This is a genomic window from Curtobacterium sp. PhB190 (assembly GCF_004365385.1).
Taxonomy (GTDB): Bacteria; Actinomycetota; Actinomycetes; order Actinomycetales; family Microbacteriaceae; genus Curtobacterium.
Genome location: NZ_SODN01000005.1, coordinates 177828 through 193154, shown reverse-complemented (window position 1 = coordinate 193154; position 15327 = coordinate 177828). Strand labels below are relative to the sequence as shown.

At 70.9% G+C, this 15327-nt stretch carries 11 protein-coding genes; 10 read left to right on the top strand and 1 reads right to left on the bottom strand.

Going from position 1 to position 15327, the window contains the following annotated elements; genetic code table 11:
• Positions 1-8: 8 nt before the first annotated feature.
• The 8 genes from EDF47_RS10040 to EDF47_RS10005 all read left to right on the top strand — a co-directional run bounded on the left by EDF47_RS10040 (position 9) and on the right by EDF47_RS10005 (position 12193).
• The gene (locus EDF47_RS10040) at positions 9-1196 is read left to right on the top strand and encodes an ABC transporter ATP-binding protein (RefSeq protein ID WP_123292904.1); all 1188 of its coding nucleotides are present in this window, start codon (positions 9-11) and stop codon (positions 1194-1196) included.
• Positions 1193-2413: a spermidine/putrescine ABC transporter substrate-binding protein gene (locus tag EDF47_RS10035; protein ID WP_165918680.1), complete on the top strand. Its 1221-nt coding sequence runs from the start codon at positions 1193-1195 to the stop codon at positions 2411-2413. Before EDF47_RS10040 ends, EDF47_RS10035 begins: the two co-directional genes overlap by 4 nt.
• Positions 2410-3345, top strand: a complete 936-nt coding sequence (locus EDF47_RS10030; RefSeq protein ID WP_123339295.1) for an ABC transporter permease — start codon at positions 2410-2412, stop codon at positions 3343-3345. The genes EDF47_RS10035 and EDF47_RS10030 overlap by 4 nt, the downstream gene beginning before the upstream one ends.
• Positions 3342-4211, top strand: a complete 870-nt coding sequence (locus tag EDF47_RS10025; RefSeq protein ID WP_133938070.1) for an ABC transporter permease — start codon at positions 3342-3344, stop codon at positions 4209-4211. The genes EDF47_RS10030 and EDF47_RS10025 overlap by 4 nt, the downstream gene beginning before the upstream one ends.
• 611 nt (positions 4212-4822) lie before the next feature.
• Positions 4823-7390 (top strand): carboxylate--amine ligase/circularly permuted type 2 ATP-grasp protein, encoded by a 2568-nt coding sequence (locus EDF47_RS10020; protein WP_133938068.1) that lies wholly within the window; start codon positions 4823-4825, stop codon positions 7388-7390.
• On the top strand, positions 7390-9174 hold the full coding sequence (locus EDF47_RS10015) for an N-acetylglutaminylglutamine amidotransferase (protein WP_133938066.1): 1785 nt from the start codon (positions 7390-7392) through the stop codon (positions 9172-9174). Before EDF47_RS10020 ends, EDF47_RS10015 begins: the two co-directional genes overlap by 1 nt.
• The gene (locus EDF47_RS10010; protein ID WP_133938064.1) at positions 9171-11120 is read left to right on the top strand and encodes a prolyl oligopeptidase family serine peptidase; all 1950 of its coding nucleotides are present in this window, start codon (positions 9171-9173) and stop codon (positions 11118-11120) included. Before EDF47_RS10015 ends, EDF47_RS10010 begins: the two co-directional genes overlap by 4 nt.
• Before the next feature lie 155 nt (positions 11121-11275).
• Positions 11276-12193, top strand: coding sequence for a GNAT family N-acetyltransferase (locus EDF47_RS10005; protein ID WP_208320977.1), 918 nt, complete (start codon positions 11276-11278; stop codon positions 12191-12193).
• Between the two features lie 20 nt (positions 12194-12213).
• Here the strand turns inward: EDF47_RS10005 and EDF47_RS10000 are convergent, their stop codons facing one another.
• Positions 12214-13101: an aminoglycoside phosphotransferase family protein gene (locus EDF47_RS10000; RefSeq protein WP_131877992.1), complete on the bottom strand. Its 888-nt coding sequence runs from the start codon at positions 13099-13101 to the stop codon at positions 12214-12216.
• 130 nt (positions 13102-13231) lie between these two features.
• Between EDF47_RS10000 and EDF47_RS09995 the strand changes: the two genes are divergently transcribed.
• Together EDF47_RS09995 and EDF47_RS09990 are read left to right on the top strand one after the other, a co-directional pair.
• Positions 13232-14209: a matrixin family metalloprotease gene (locus EDF47_RS09995; RefSeq protein WP_165918698.1), complete on the top strand. Its 978-nt coding sequence runs from the start codon at positions 13232-13234 to the stop codon at positions 14207-14209.
• Between the two features lie 84 nt (positions 14210-14293).
• Entirely contained in the window at positions 14294-15313 is a 1020-nt protein-coding gene (locus tag EDF47_RS09990) for a PDDEXK nuclease domain-containing protein (protein WP_131877996.1), read from the top strand.
• The last annotated feature ends 14 nt before the right edge of the window (positions 15314-15327 follow it).

Genomic DNA, 15327 nt, shown 5'->3' with positions numbered 1-15327 from the left:
GAGGCACCATGGCAATGACCGGCACGTTCGCCGAATCCGGAGCCGATCTCCGACTCGAGCAGATCACCAAGTCGTTCCCCGGCCACACCGCGGTCGACGCGCTGGACCTGACGGTGCCGGCCGGCTCGTTCTTCGCCCTGCTCGGCCCCTCGGGCTGCGGCAAGACCACGACCCTGCGACTGGTCGCCGGGCTCGAGGAGCCCACGAGCGGCACCATCACGATCGGCGGCGAGGACGTCACCGACACGAAGCCCTACCAGCGGCCCGTCAACACGGTGTTCCAGAACTACGCGCTGTTCCCGCACATGAGCGTGCTCGACAACGTCGCGTTCGGCCTGAAGCGGCGACGGATCCCGGACCCGATGACGAAGGCGCGCGAGGCCCTGCACCTGGTCGAACTCGACGCCTCGGCCGACAAGCGCCCCGCTTCCCTGTCCGGCGGCATGCAGCAACGCGTCGCGCTGGCACGCGCGATCGTGAACCGGCCGGCACTCCTGCTGCTCGACGAGCCGCTCGGTGCGCTCGACCTGAAGCTCCGGCACCAGATGCAGCTCGAACTCAAGACGATCCAGGCCGAGGTCGGGCTCACCTTCCTGCACGTCACCCACGACCAGGAAGAAGCGATGACGATGGCCGACACGGTCGCCGTCATGAACGGCGGCCGGATCGAGCAGATGGGCAGCCCCCAGGACCTGTACGAACTGCCCCGGACCGCGTTCGTCGCGAACTTCCTCGGCCAGTCGAACCTGCTCGAGGGCGAGGTCCGCGGCACCGACGGTCCGCTGCTCGTGGTCGCGACCCCGGCGGGCACCATCGCCGTCCCGGCCGACCGCGCCGTCCGGACCTCGGGCAGCGTCGTCGTCGGCGTCCGCCCCGAGAAGCTCAAGATCCGCACCTCGGAGCCCACCCCCGAAGCCGGCCGCAACATCCTCGGCCCCGGCCGCGTGGTCGACGTCTCGTTCTCCGGAGTCAGCACGCAGTACCTGGTGGACGTCCCCGGAGCCGGCCGCGTCTCCGTCTTCGCGCAGAACTCGAAGGGCGGACCGCGGATCGCCACCGGCACGGAGGTCTGGCTCACGTGGGGCGTCGACCACGGATTCGGCCTGGAGGCGCACCCCGCGTCCGACCAGACCGTCACCACCCACGCCGCCACGGGCCTCCAGTCCGCACCCGCCACGGCAGGATCGCTCGCGTGACCGGCGGGGGACCCGGCCCGGACCTGCTGCGCGGACTGACGTCCGCGCGCGTCAGCCGACGCGGCCTGCTCGCCGGCGGAGGAGCCGCCGCGCTCGCGGCGCTGCTCACCGGGTGCAGCATCAAGGGCTCAGCCGCCTCCGGCGCCGAGAACGCCGTCGACTGGACCGCGTTCTGGAAGGACGCCAAGGCGACGAAGCAGCTGAACTTCGCGAACTGGCCGCTCTACATCGACTCCGACCACGGCAAGTCCGAGTCGCTCGCGCTGTTCCAGAAGGCCACCGGCATCAGCGTCGACTACCAGGCGGTGATCCAGGACAACGCGACGTTCTACGCGACCGTCTCGCCGATCCTGCGGGCGCAGGGTGCCACCGGCTACGACCTGGTCGTGATGACCAACGGGTTCGAGCTGACCCAGATGATCAAGAACGGCTTCGTGTGCGAGCTCGACCACTCGCGGCTGCCGAACTTCGCGGCGAACGCGGGCGACTCGGTGAAGGACCCGACGTACGACCCCGGCAACAAGCACTCCGTCGTCTGGCAGACCGGCTTCACCGGGATCGCCTACAACCCGAAGTACATCGACCGCGAGATCACGTCGTTCCAGGACCTGCTCGACCCGGCGTTCGCGGGCCGCGTCGGGCTGATGAGCGACAACACCGAGCTCGGTTCCCTCGGGCTGCTCGCGAACGGCATCGCCCCGGAGACGTCCACCCCGGCGGACTGGCGGAAAGCGCAGGCGTGGTTGCGGAAACTGCGCCCGAGCGTGACCGGCTTCTACGACCAGAGCTACATCAACAAGCTCGAGAACGGCGACACCTGGATCACCCAGGCGTGGTCCGGCGACGTCTTCCAGGCGCAGCAGTCCGGGTTCGAGGACCTGAAGTTCGTCACGCCGGAGGAGGGCCAGATGATGTGGCACGACAACCTCATGATCCCGCGGCAGGCAGCGAACCCGGTGGCCGCCCTCGAGTGGATGGACTTCTACTACACGCCGAAGATCGCGGGCATCGTCGAGGACTGGGTCAACTACGTCTGCCCGGTCCCCAGCGCCGAGGCCTACGTCCGTGACGAGCTCGACGACGCGACGGTGGCGGACAGCCCGCTGGTGTTCCCGGACTCCGACGTGCTGGACCGGTCGCACGAGTTCCGGGTGTTCGAGAACTACGACGAGTACTCGGAGTGGAACGGCATCTTCAACGCGGTGGTGCAGTCGTGACCGCCGTCGGGGTCGCCGGCCCGGGTGCCGCACCGACACCGGGTGCTGGTCCGGCACCGGTCCGTCGGGGACGCCGTCGCAGCACGCCCTTCCTGCTCGCGCTGGTCGGGACCGCGTACCTCTGCGTGTTCTTCGTCATCCCGCTCGTGTCGGGGCTCATCGTCTCGCTCATGTCGGGCAACCCGGACGACGGGTACACCTTCACGTGGAACTGGGGGATCTACGGCTCCCTGTTCATCGACCCGCAGGTGCCCTACCTGACGTTCCTGCTCCGGTCCCTCTGGTACGGCGCCGCCGCCACGGTCGTGACCATCATCGTCGGCTACCCGGTGGCGTACTTCATCGCGTTCCGGGTCTCGCCGCGGTGGAAGAACCCGCTGCTCATGCTCGTGTTCGTGAGCTTCCTGGTGTCGTTCATCATCCGCACCGACATGTGGGCGTTCGTGCTCGCGTCGCAGGGTCCGGTCGTCACCTTCCTGCAGGCGATCGGCCTGGCCGGCAAGGACTTCCACATCCTCGGTACCGGCGGCGCGGTGATCTTCGGCGACGCCTACAACGACCTGGCGTTCATGGTGCTGCCGATCTACGCCGCGCTCGAACGCATCGACCCGCGACTCGGCGAGGCCGCCAACGACCTGTACGCCGGCAAGTTCCGGGCGTTCTGGCACACCACGCTGCCGCTGTCCCGCTCGGGCATCTTCGCCGGCGTCCTGCTCGTGTTCATCGACAGCGTCGGCGACCCGGTGAACTCGGCGCTGCTCGGCGGCACGAACACCTACACGATCGGTCAGGCGATCCAGGACGCGTACTCCGGCAACCAGCAGTACAACGTCGCCGCGGCACTGTCGACCGTGCTCATGGTCGTGCTCGGCATCATCCTGTTCATCTACGCCCGCGTCTCCGGCACCGACGACCTCGAGGACCTCGTATGACCGCCGTCGCACCCACCCGATCGTCCGCCGCACCGGCCACCGGCGGGATCGCCCGCGGCCCGAGCCGCCACGGCGTGAACCGCCGCGGGCCCTGGCTCGCGATCGTCTACTGGGTCACCATCGCGATCACACTCGTCCCGATCGTCTACATGATCGTGTACTCGTTCAACGACGCCCCGACGAACCGGCTGTCGTTCGCGTGGAACGGCTTCACGACGTACTGGTACGCGAACCTGGTCAACGTGTGCGGGCTCGGAGCCGCGTTCGTCACCTCGGTCGTCGTCGCGTTCCTGGCCGCGATCATCTCGGTCGCGATCGGGCTGCCGCTGGCCCTGGCACTCGAGCGGTACCGGTTCCCCGGCCGCGGTGCCGTGAACGCCGTGGTGTTCGCGGACATCGCGGCGCCGTCCATCGTGGTCGGCTCGGCGTCGCTGTCGTTCTTCCTGTCCGTGGGGCTCGGCACCGGGTTCCTGACCGTGCTCATCACCCACGTGGCATTCGACGTCGCGTACGTCGTGGTGGTGCTCCGCGCCCGGATCTCCGGCACGTCGCGGGTGCTCGAAGAGGCAGCGAGCGACCTCGGGGCGACGCCGCTCCAGGCCTTCCGGCTCGTGACGCTGCCGTTGCTCGCGCCGGGCATGCTCGCGGCCGGGCTGCTCGCGCTCGCGATGTCGATCGACGACTACGTCATCACCTCGTTCGTCGCCGGGCCCGCGGTGACGTTCCCGCTGTTCGTGTACGGCGCCGCGAAGGCCGGGATGCCGCCGCAGGTGCTGTGCTTCGGGACGCTCGTGTTCGCGGTGGGGCTGCTCGTGGCGCTGCTGAACGGTGCGCTGAACCGGCGCCTGGCCCGGACGCGCGGGTAGGCGCCGCACGCACGGTGGGAGGTGCGTGGCCTGGTGCGAGGTTCCGTACTCCGTGCGAGCCCGCGCGCCTCGCACCGAGCACGGAACCTCGCACGGGGTGACGAAGCGTGCACGGTGCGGGCGGGAGGCGCGTGGCGGGCTGGCGCCGTGCCTCCCGTCCGGCGGGTGGTGTGCGTCCACAGCACGGTGCGGCTTTCGCGGGCTGGTGCGGGGTTGCGCGCGTGGTGCGCGCTTGTTACCGGGCACGGTGCGTGGAACCTCGCACGGGGTGGCGAGGTGCGCACGGTGCGGGCGGGAGGCGCGTGGCGGGCTGGCGCCGTGCCTCCCGTCCGCACGTGCGGTGCGTCCACAGCACGGTGCGGCTTTCGCGGACCGGTGCGCGATCCGCGCGGGTCGCACGGTGCGAGGTGCGTGAGCTGGTGCGAGGTTGCGCGCGTGGTGCGCGCTTGTAACCGGGCACGGAGCGTGCAACCTCGCACGGGGCGGCGACGGGCGCACGGTGCGGCCGGGAGGCGCAGCGCTCGTGACGCTCGATTGACGGGCGTGTTACGGACGCGAGTCAGGCGGTGTGCCGCGGCGCACGCCACAGCGGCCGCGCGTAGGTTCCAGCCATGAGTGCAGAGCTGACGCTCGGCGCCGAGGAAGAGCTGCACCTCATCGACCTCGAGTCCGGCCGACTTTCCGCGAAGGCCCCGCGCCTTCTGCCCAAGCTGCCCGCCGACCGCTTCGGCGCGGAACTGCAGCGCACCACCATCGAGACGAACACCCCCGTGGTGCGCACCCTCGACGACCTGCGGCGGGTGATCGTCGACCTGCGCCGGGAGCTCAGCGCCGCGATCGCACCGGCCGGGGTCACCATCGCGTCGGTGGGCACCGCGCCGCGGTCCGAGTACGCCGACTTCGAACTGACCAGCGGCGGGCGCTACGGCCGGATGCAGGAGCAGTACCGGATGCTCGTCGACGAGCAGCTCATCTGCGGCCTGCAGGTGCACGTCGGGGTGAGCGATCGCGACCTGGCGGTGCAGATCGCCCAACGGGTCGCGCCGGTGCTGCCGGTGCTGCTGGCCCTGAGCGCGTCCAGTCCGTTCTGGAACGGGCAGGACACCGGGTACTCGTCGTTCCGCAGCATCATCTGGCAGCGGTGGCCGTCGGCCGGCAGCTTCGGGCGAGTGTCGAACGCGGCCGAGTACGACAAGGTGCTCGACGACCTGATCGCCTCGGGCGTGATCGCCGACAAGAAGATGGCGTACTTCGACGTGCGGCCGTCGTCGCACGCTCCGACGCTCGAGCTCCGGGTCTGCGACGCCACCCCGATCGTCGACGACGCGGTCCTGATCGCCGGCCTGTTCCGGGCCGCGGTGCGGAAGGCCGAGGTCGCCGTCGAGTCCGGCGCCGAGTGGCACCCACGCAGCGAACCCCTGCACCGTGCAGCGATGTGGCAGGCGGCGCGCACGGGGCTGAGCGGCGAACTGCTCGGCCTCGGGCAGCACCCGGACCGCCTGCCCGCCGAGGTCGCCGTCCGGCAACTGGTGTCCCGCCTGCGCCCGGAACTCGAGGAGCTCGGCGACTGGGGCACTGTCACGGACCTGCTCGAGGCGACCCTGGCCCGCGGCAACTCCACCGATCGACAGCGCACCGCGTACGCCGAGCGCGGGGAGCTCGACGACGTCGTCGCCCTGGTGGTCGAGGACACCGCCGGCACGCCGTCCGGACGTGACGAGGACCCGGCGGTCGCGGTCCCCGGGTACCGCGTGCGCGCCGGCGACGAAGCGGTCGGCCCCGGTGCCCGCCCCCGTCCGGCGTTCCGCGACCTGGCGACGTACTTCACCGCCTGGGACGCCGACACGACGAACGAGCACTGCGCCGCGCGCGACGCCTGGACCCGCGAGCACGAGGTCGGCTTCGTCGTGGACGGCGGCGTGCAGGCGTTCGGGTGCGACCTGGTGCCGCGGACGATCAGCGCGTACGAGTGGTCGCAGCTGGAGCGCGGCCTCGGGCAGCGCGCACGGGCGATCGAACTGTTCCTGCGTGACGTGTACGGCGAGCGGCGGATCGTGGCCGACGGGGTCATGGACGAGCACCAGTTCGTCGGTGCGAACGGCTGGGACCCCGACGCCTCGCGCCTGCCCGGTCACGCGGTGCGGGCACCCGTGCTCGGCTTCGACCTGGTGCGGAACGAGTTCGGCGGTTGGCGGGTGCTCGAGGACAACGTGCGCTCACCCTCGGGTGTGGCGTACGGCATCGCCCTCCGCGAGCTCATGGACGCCGTCGTGCCCGACGCGCCCCGTCCGGCGCTGTTGCGGGACCCGCACGGCGTGACCGACCGGCTGCGCGAGACCCTGCGCACCAACGCGACCGCGGTGACCGGTAACCCGGACCCGGTGCTCGCACTCGTCAGCGACGGCCCCGCCGCCGGCGCGTGGTTCGAGCACCGCAGGCTGGCCGACGGAGCCGGGCTGCGCCTCCTGGCCGGGTCCGACCTGGACGTCCGTGACGGACGCGTGGTCGACGCGACGACCGGCGACGTGCTCGACGGGCTGTACCTGCGGATCGACCGCGATGTGCGCGCGCTGACCGCGGAGCACGCGCCGGAGCTGGGCGCCCGCGTCCTCGACGTCGCCGAGGCCGGACACGTCCACCTGGCGAACGCCCCGGGCAACGCCCTGGTCGACGACAAGGCGATGTACGTCAACGTGCCGGACCTGATCTGGTACTACCTGGACGAGAAGCCGCTGCTCGAGTCGGTGCCGACGTACCGCACGAGCATCGAGGGCGAACGGCTGTCCGTGCTCGACCGGGTCGGCGAACTCGTGACGAAGCCGGTCGACGGCGAAGGCGGACGCGGGGTCCTGATCGGGCCGAGCGCGAGCGCTCCCGAGGTGGCCGAGCGACGGCGTGAGATCGCCGCGGATCCTGCTGGTTGGGTCGGGCAGGAAGTGGTGCAGCTGTCGTCGCACCCGACCATCGGACCGGCGGGCCTCGACCCACGGCACGTCGACCTGCGCGCGTTCGTCTACCTGACCGGTACCGGCGCGGACGACGCGCACCTCGCCGACGTCGCCCTGACCCGGGTCGCACCCGAGGGCAGCATGGTCGTCAACTCGTCGCGCGGCGGCGGGGCCAAGGACACGTGGATCGTGGGATCCGCCGCGAAGGCGGCGGCCGAGGGAGAGCGCTGATGTGTGGACTCGCGGGCGAGATCCGGTTCGACGGCACGGCCCCGGACGTCGGAGGAGTGGCGCGGATGACCGGGTGCATGGTGCACCGCGGCCCCGACGGTGACGGGCTGTGGGCACGCGGACCGGTCGCGCTCGGGCACCGACGGCTGTCGATCGTCGACCTGTCCACCGCCGGTGCGCAGCCGATGGTGCTGCCCCGGGCCGGACTGACGATCGCCTACAACGGCATGGTCTACAACTACGAGCAGCTGCGTGACGAGCTGCGGGGCAAGGGTCACGAGTTCTTCTCGACGTCGGACACCGAGGTCATCGCCGTCGCCTACGCCGAGTGGGGCACGGCCTTCGTCGAGCACCTGATCGGCATGTTCGCCATAGTGATCTGGGAGCACGCCAGCGGCCGACTCGTCCTCGCGCGGGACCGGCTCGGCATCAAGCCGTTGTACGTGGCACAGGTACCTGGCGGGCTCCGCTTCGCGTCGTCCCTGCCCGCGGTGCTGGCCGGCGGCGGCATCGACACGTCCATCGACCCCGTCGCCTTCGCGTCCTACATGAGCTTCCACTCGATCGTGCCGGCACCCCGCACGATCCTGTCCGGTGTCGGCAAGCTCCCGCCCGCCACCGTCCGGGTGATCGAGCGCGACGGTACGTCCCGCGACACCGTCTACTGGGAGCCGCGGTTCGAACGCGACCCCGCCAGGGCCGACTGGACCGACCAGGACTGGGAGCAGGCGTTCATCGGCTCGCTCCGCACCGCCGTCGAACGCCGCATGGTGGCCGACGTCCCCGTCGGCGTGCTGCTGTCCGGCGGCATCGACTCGTCCCTGGTCGTCGGGCTGCTCGCCGAGGCCGGGCAGCAGGACCTCGCCACGTTCAGCATCGGCTTCGAGGCGGCGGGCGGTGAGTCCGGCGACGAGTTCGAGTACTCGGACCAGGTCGCGGAGCACTTCGGGACCGACCACCACCGCATCCACATCCCGTCGACGCGCCTGCTCGACGGCATCGACGGTGCGGTCGCCGCCATGAGCGAGCCGATGGTCAGCCACGACTGCGTCGCGTTCTACCTGCTGTCGCAGGAGGTCTCGCAGCACGTCAAGGTCGTGCAGTCCGGCCAGGGTGCCGACGAGGTGCTCGCCGGCTACGACTGGTACCCGCCGTTGGCGGACGTGCCCCGCGACCAGGCGGCGGAGGCCTACCGTTCCGTGTTCATGGACCGCAGGTGGCCGGCGCTGCAGGGGCTGCTCGGGGAGCGCTGGAAGAGCGACGACGACACCCCGTCGGCGTTCGTGGACGCTGCGTTCGCGGTTCCGGGCGCGGAGACGAGCGTGGATGCTGCGCTCCGCAGCGACACGATGACGATGCTCGTCGACGACCCGGTCAAGCGCGTCGACAACATGACGATGGCGTGGGGCCTCGAGGCCCGCGTGCCGTTCCTGGACCACGAGTTCGTCGAGCTGGCCGGCGCGATCCCGCCCGCGCTCAAGCTGTCGGACGGCGGCAAGGGCGTGATGAAGCGGGCGTCGCGCGGCATCGTCCCCGACAGCGTCATCGACCGCAGCAAGGGGTCGTTCCCGGTGCCCGCGATCCGGCAGCTCGAGGGCCCGTACCTGGAGCGGGTGCGCGCGGCACTGCACGCGCCGGAAGCACGTGAGCGCGGCCTGTTCGACCCGGGTACGGTCGAGCGGATGCTCCAGGACCCGAACAGCACGCGGACCGAGATCGGCGCCAACGCGCTCTGGCAGCTCGGCCTGATCGAGATGTGGCTGCAGCAGCAGGGGGTGCGGTGAACGTGGGTTCGATCCGGACTGGAGGCTCGGCGAGCGTCGCGTCGTCGGCCGACGTCCGTCCCTCGGTCACGACCAGGGCCGCGGCCGACCTGGGTGAGCGGCTCGCCGCCGCCTGGGGGTCGTGGGGCCCCACCATGACCCGGAACGCCCGGCGCGTGGCGTTCGTGTCCGACCGGCACGGCACCCCCGAGGTGTTCGTGCAGGACGTCGTCGTCGACGGCGAACTGCCGGAACCGGTCCGGATCGCGCTGTCCGACGACCCCGTGATCCGGGTGTCGTGGTCGTCCGACGGGGAGTGGCTCGCCGTGGCGATCGCGACCGACGGCGGCGTGAAGCAGCAGGTCTGGGTGGTCCGGCCGGACGGCACCGACGCCGCACAGATCGCCGGTTCGCGGTACCAGCACGCCGAGCTCGGCCCGTGGAGCCGCAGCGGGCACCGGGTCGTCATCACGCTGCCCTCGACCGAAGCCGACCAGCCGGCCCGCTCGTACCTGGTCGACCCGGTGTCCGGCGACCGCGACGACCTGGCCGTCGGCGAACTCATCCACATCCTCGACCTGTCGGTGGAGGAACGCCTCGTCGTGCTCAGTGACGGGCAGCGCGGCCAGGAGTTCGTCGTCGTGGTCGACCGCCTGACCGACGAGAGCCACGCCCTGTTCGCCGACGATCCCGACGGGTCCGCTGACATCGCGTTCCTGCGGCCCTCGCCGGCGAGCGAGACCAGCCCGCTCGTCGCCTACGTCGCCACCGAGGCCGGCCTGCCCCGCCGCGGACTCGTCGCCCAGCCTGTCGGACCGCACGGGTGGCGCGGCACACCCCGCCGGATCGCCGAACGGCCCGACGCCGAGCTCGAGTACCTCGACGCCGACGACGCCGGCCGCACGCTGCTGCTCGTCTGGAACGTCGACGGGCGCAGCGAACTCGACCTCATCAACACCCACGACGCCTCGCGCACCCCGGTGCCGGACCTGCCCGGGTACGTGGTCACCGACCCGGTGCTCAGCCGCGACGGCCGGAGCGTGCTGCTCGCCGTCGAGGGGCCCACCCGACCGCGGGAACTCTGGCGGCTCGACACGAACGCACTCACCTGGAACCGGGTCACCGACGTTCCCGCACTGCCGGACGTGCAGCTGGTCGAGCCGACGCTCGAGCGGTTCGCCGCGCGTGACGGACTGGAGCTGACCGGCTGGCTGTACCGGGCGGTGGAGCCGGCCGCGTCGTCGGCGGATGCCGATGGCGCGACGCAGGACGTTCCTCCCGGCCCGCACGCAGCGCTCGTCCACCTGCACGGCGGACCGGAGTCGCAGGAACGACCCACGTTCTCGCCACAGCACCAGGCGCTCGCCGCCGCCGGGGTGACCGTGTTCGCCCCGAACATCCGCGGTTCGTCCGGGTACGGACACGAGTTCGTGCACGCCGACGACCTGGCCCTGCGCTGGAACGCGCTCGCCGACGTCGTCGACTGCGCACGGTTCCTGGTGTCGAACGGGTACGCCGACCGCTCCCGGGTGGCCGTCGAGGGCCGCTCCTACGGCGGGTACGCGACCCTCGCATCCCTGGCGTTCACGCCCGACGTGTTCGCGGCAGGTGTCGCCGTGTGCGGGATGAGCGACTTCGCAACGTTCTACCGGGACACCGAACCGTGGATCGCCTCTGCCGCTGCGACGAAGTACGGACACCCCGTCGACGACGAAGCGCTGCTCGCGGCCCTGTCGCCGATGCGGGCGATCGACGACGTCACGGCGCCGTTGCTCGTCGTGCACGGCGAGCTCGACACGAACGTCCCCATCGGCGAGGCGCACCAGGTGGTCGCGGCGCTGCGGGAGCGGGCGCACGACGTCGAGTACCTGGAGCTCGCGGGCGAGGGGCACGAGTACCGGCGGGCGTCGTCGCGGGCGTTGCTGGTGCGGCGGATGGTGGAGTTCGTGGCGTCGCGCTTGGCGTGAGGCGAGGCGCTCGGTCTGGTGGGGGTGCTCGCTGGTGCGAGGTTTCACACTCGGTGCGAGGTTGTTTCCTCGCACCAGGTGAACAACCTCGCACTGTGCCGTCACGGGGTGCAACGATGCGGTGGCGGCGCTCGCCGCGGGCAGAGAATGGTGGGATGACGACGACTGCGCCGACCTCGACCGCGCTGCCCCGACCGGGAGAGGTCCTCGTGGCCTCGGCAGCGGACGTCGAGCAGGTCGTCCAACGCGCCACGAACCACTACGCCTCCGGTGTCGTCGCGGACACCGCCGGGTGGGCGGACGGCGATCGTCGGCGGATCGAGGACCTCGGGTTCCGCGGTGGTGATGCCCGCGGCGAAGAACTCCGGACCCTCGACCTGACGATCGCCGACGACGGCACCCCGACGCGCGTGCTCGACGCACCCGCGATGGCCGCGCTGAACAGCCACCACGCACGGTTCGCCGAGCGGCGTGGCGAGGTCGTCCGGTACCAGACCGACGTGTCGGTGTGGACGGGGATCCCCGCGCAACCCACTGCGCAGGACTGGGAGGACGTCCGGGCACTGCTCGGATCGGGCGGGATGCTCGGCGTCGGTGCGGCTGCCGTCCTGCCGTCGGGGTGGGAGCTCGTCGAGGGTGCCGGCGGCGTGCAGCTCACCGGCGAGGCGATCGAGGGGGCGCCCGACGACGAAGCCGTCGTGCTGACACCCGACGACGTGCCGGAGATGACCGCCCTGGTGGAGCGGACGAAGCCGGGGCCGTTCCTGCCGCGCACCATCGAGCTCGGCACGTACCTGGGCATCCGGCGGGACGGACGGCTCGTCGCCATGGCGGGGGAGCGGTTGCACCCGCCGGGGTGGACCGAGATCAGCGCCGTGTGCACCGATGCGGAGTACCGAGGCCAGGGGTTCGGGCGGCGGCTGGTGCTCGCCGTCGCGCACGGGATCCGCGAGCGTGGGGAGACGCCGCTCATGCACGCGGCCGCCGGGAACACCGGGGCGATCGGGTTGTACCAGCACCTCGGGTTCCGGCTGCGGGATCGCGGGGCGCCGCGGTTCGTGCGGGTGCCGTGAGCTGGGCTCGTTCCTGACCGTCAGAAGGCGGTGAGGGCGCGCCGGAGCATGTCGTGGCCCTGCGCCTCGAAGCCCTCGTCGCCGACGGCGTAGGCCCAGGTCGCGGTGCCGACGGCCTCGCGGAGTTGCAGCCAGCGCCAGGCGTCCGACTCGCGCGGATCGTCGCCGTAGCCGTCGAAGAACGCCGCTTCGAGGGCCGGATCGTCCTGCCAGTGCAGCACCGCGAGGCGGGTGAGGTCGAAGGAGGCCGGGCGCCAGCCGAAGCGGCCGAAGTCGATGACGCGGAGCCTGCCGTGGCCGTGGCCGTGGCCGTGGCCGTCGCCTTCGTCGTCGACGATCCAGTTGCGCGGGTGGAAGTCGCCGTGGGTCGGGACCAGGGGCTCGTCCGGGTGGTCGGTGGGGAGCATCTCGAGTGCCGCGCGGGTCCGGGCGACGACGTCGGACGAGATCCGGTGCGGGGTATCGAGGGCACGGAAGGCCTTCGCCTGTTCGTGCAGCAGGAACGTCGGGTCGTGCCGGGTGCCGTGGTCGTGCAGACGCCGGAGGACTGCGCCGGCCTGCCGGTGGACGTCAGGGGCGTGCTCGTCCGGGGTCCCGAGGGCGAGGTAACCGGGGACGCGCTCGAGGATCAGGACCCGGTGCTGTTCGTCCGCGGCCACGAGGGCACCGGTGTCCCCGGCGGCGCACAGGTCGTCGGTCACGGTCCGGTGCGCGTCGAGTTCGCGGGGAAAGTGGGTGTTGTCCTGGCCCGAGGCCTTCACGGTGTAGCCGACGTCGCCGTCGACGACGTGCAGGACCCTCGTGTCGAGCAGGCCCCACGAGTCGTCCGCCACGAGGACGGCATCGGGGAGCGTGTGGAGCACGAACGCGATCTGGTGGTCGTCGAGTCCGGTGTCGCCCCAGTGCATGGCGGCACGTTACCCGGTCCGCTCTGCGCACCGCGGCCGTTCTGGGGGCTTGTCGACCCTTCCGCACCCTCGGACACTGATGCAGCCGTCCGCCACCGGGGTGCGGGTGCGGCGTGATCAAGGAGGCGCTGTGCGCACGTCGTCGAAGGCCGCAGCCGCGGTCGCACTCGGGCTCGCCCTGACGGCGGTCGTCGCCGCACCGGGAATCGCGGGAGCGCCAAGCTGCCAGGGGAGCAGCATCTCGATCCACGACCTGGCGTCCGGGTGTCGCGTCAGCTCCGGCGTGGTCGCGCTCGAGGACGGCCGGACCTTCGCGGTACCCGCAGCCGGCGTCACGCTCACCGCTGCCCCGGTCGCCGAAGGGGACACCGACCCCGGTGACGTGGTGATCGCGAACCGTGGTGCCGCGGGCATCGCCGTGCAGGTCGACGAGGTGTGGGCCGGATCGCCCACCGCCGTCCGGCAAGAACGCGCAGCCCAGCAGCGCCGAGCGCTCGGAGCGACGATCCGTGGCACCGTCTCGCACAGCGGCGCCACGACGTCCGCGAGCTGCGGGAGCAAGGCGTACGTGCTGACCGGCGCGCACTGGGAGTCCACCGTCCAGTGGCGGTACAACCCGACGGGGTCGAAGGTGTCGAACGTCGCAGCGATCCAGCGCGGTGCTGAGGCCTGGACCGGCACGATCACGGCGTGCGGTGAGAAAGTCCAGTCGACGGCGGCCCAGGAGTACCTCGGCACCGCGACGCAGAAGCCTGCGGTCACCGCCGATGGTGGCTGCGGGACCTCGAACCGGACGAGCGTCGTCGGGTGGGGCAAGCTGCCGTCGAAGACCCTGGCGCTGACGTGCATCTGGTCCTTCACGGGCGGGGTCGCATTCGAGACCGACCAGCGGTACTCGACGAGCCACCGGTGGGCATCGACCAGCACCTGCTCGGGCAACCGGTTCGACCTGCGCGGCATCGCGACGCACGAGTGGGGGCACTCGTACGGGCTCGGGCACACGGCGCAGAAGTCGGGGCTCGTGATGAAGCCGTCGTCCACGGTGTGCGACACAGCGCAGCGGACGCTCGGGCTCGGCGATCTGCGGGGGATCGCGGTGCTGTACTGAGCGGACGCGACGGCGTCGTCGATCTGTCCACAGGATCAGCTGGACGGGCCCGCTGACCGCGCGCACTGGCTACGGTCGTTCGCGATGACCCAACCTGCCCTGCCCGAGAATTACGCGGCAACGCTCGATGCGCTGAAGAAGCGCGTCCAATCCGCCAGGTTCACGGCGCAGCGCCGTGTCAACACAGAGCTGGTCCGCCTCTACTGGCAGATCGGCGCAATGATTCTCGACCGCCAGCAAACCGCAGGGTGGGGGAGTGGGCTCGTGGACCAGTTGGCGCGTGATCTCCGGACCGCCTTTCCTGAGATGAAGGGCTTCTCACGGCGGAACGTGTTCTACATGCGCAGTTTCGCGGCAGCGTGGCCTGGTCCGGATGTCGTGCAACAGCCTGTTGCACAACTTCCGTGGGGTCACATCACCGTGTTGCTCGGTCGCCTCGACGGCCGAGAGCGCCGTGACCGGTACGCGGCGCAAGCGCTCGAGCACGGTTGGTCCCGGAACGTCCTCGAGCACCACGTCGCGACGAACGCCCACGAGCGATTCACCTCAGCACTGACCAACTTCGACCGTGTCCTCGACGAGGCTGACTCCGATCTGGCGCAGCAGATCACGCGCGATCCGTACGTGCTCGACTTCTTGGCGCTCGACGCAGGTGCAACGGAGCGACAGCTGGAGGAGCGGCTCGTCGACCGCATCATCGACACGCTCCGGGAGCTCGGCACTGGGTTTTCGTTCGTCGGGCGGCAAGTCCACTTCGAGGTTCACGGTGACGACTTCTTCGTCGATCTTCTCTTCTTCCACGTCGACCAGCTCCGGTACGTCGTCGTCGAACTCAAGAGCGGCAAGTTCAAACCCGAACACCTCGGCCAGCTGTCGTTCTACGTGTCCCTGGTAGACGACCGGCTCCGGCGCCAACAGCACTCGGGCACCGTTGGGCTCCTGCTCGTGGCTGACAAGAACGACCCGGTCGTGCGGTACGCCCTCAGCGGGCACGGAGCCCCGGTCGGCGTCGCTCGGTACGACCTCCTTCCATCGACGCTTCGTGCGGCACTGCCCTCGGAGGACGACCTGACGGGGATGCTCGCCGATTCTGCCGTCAACTGATCAGGGTCGAGCTG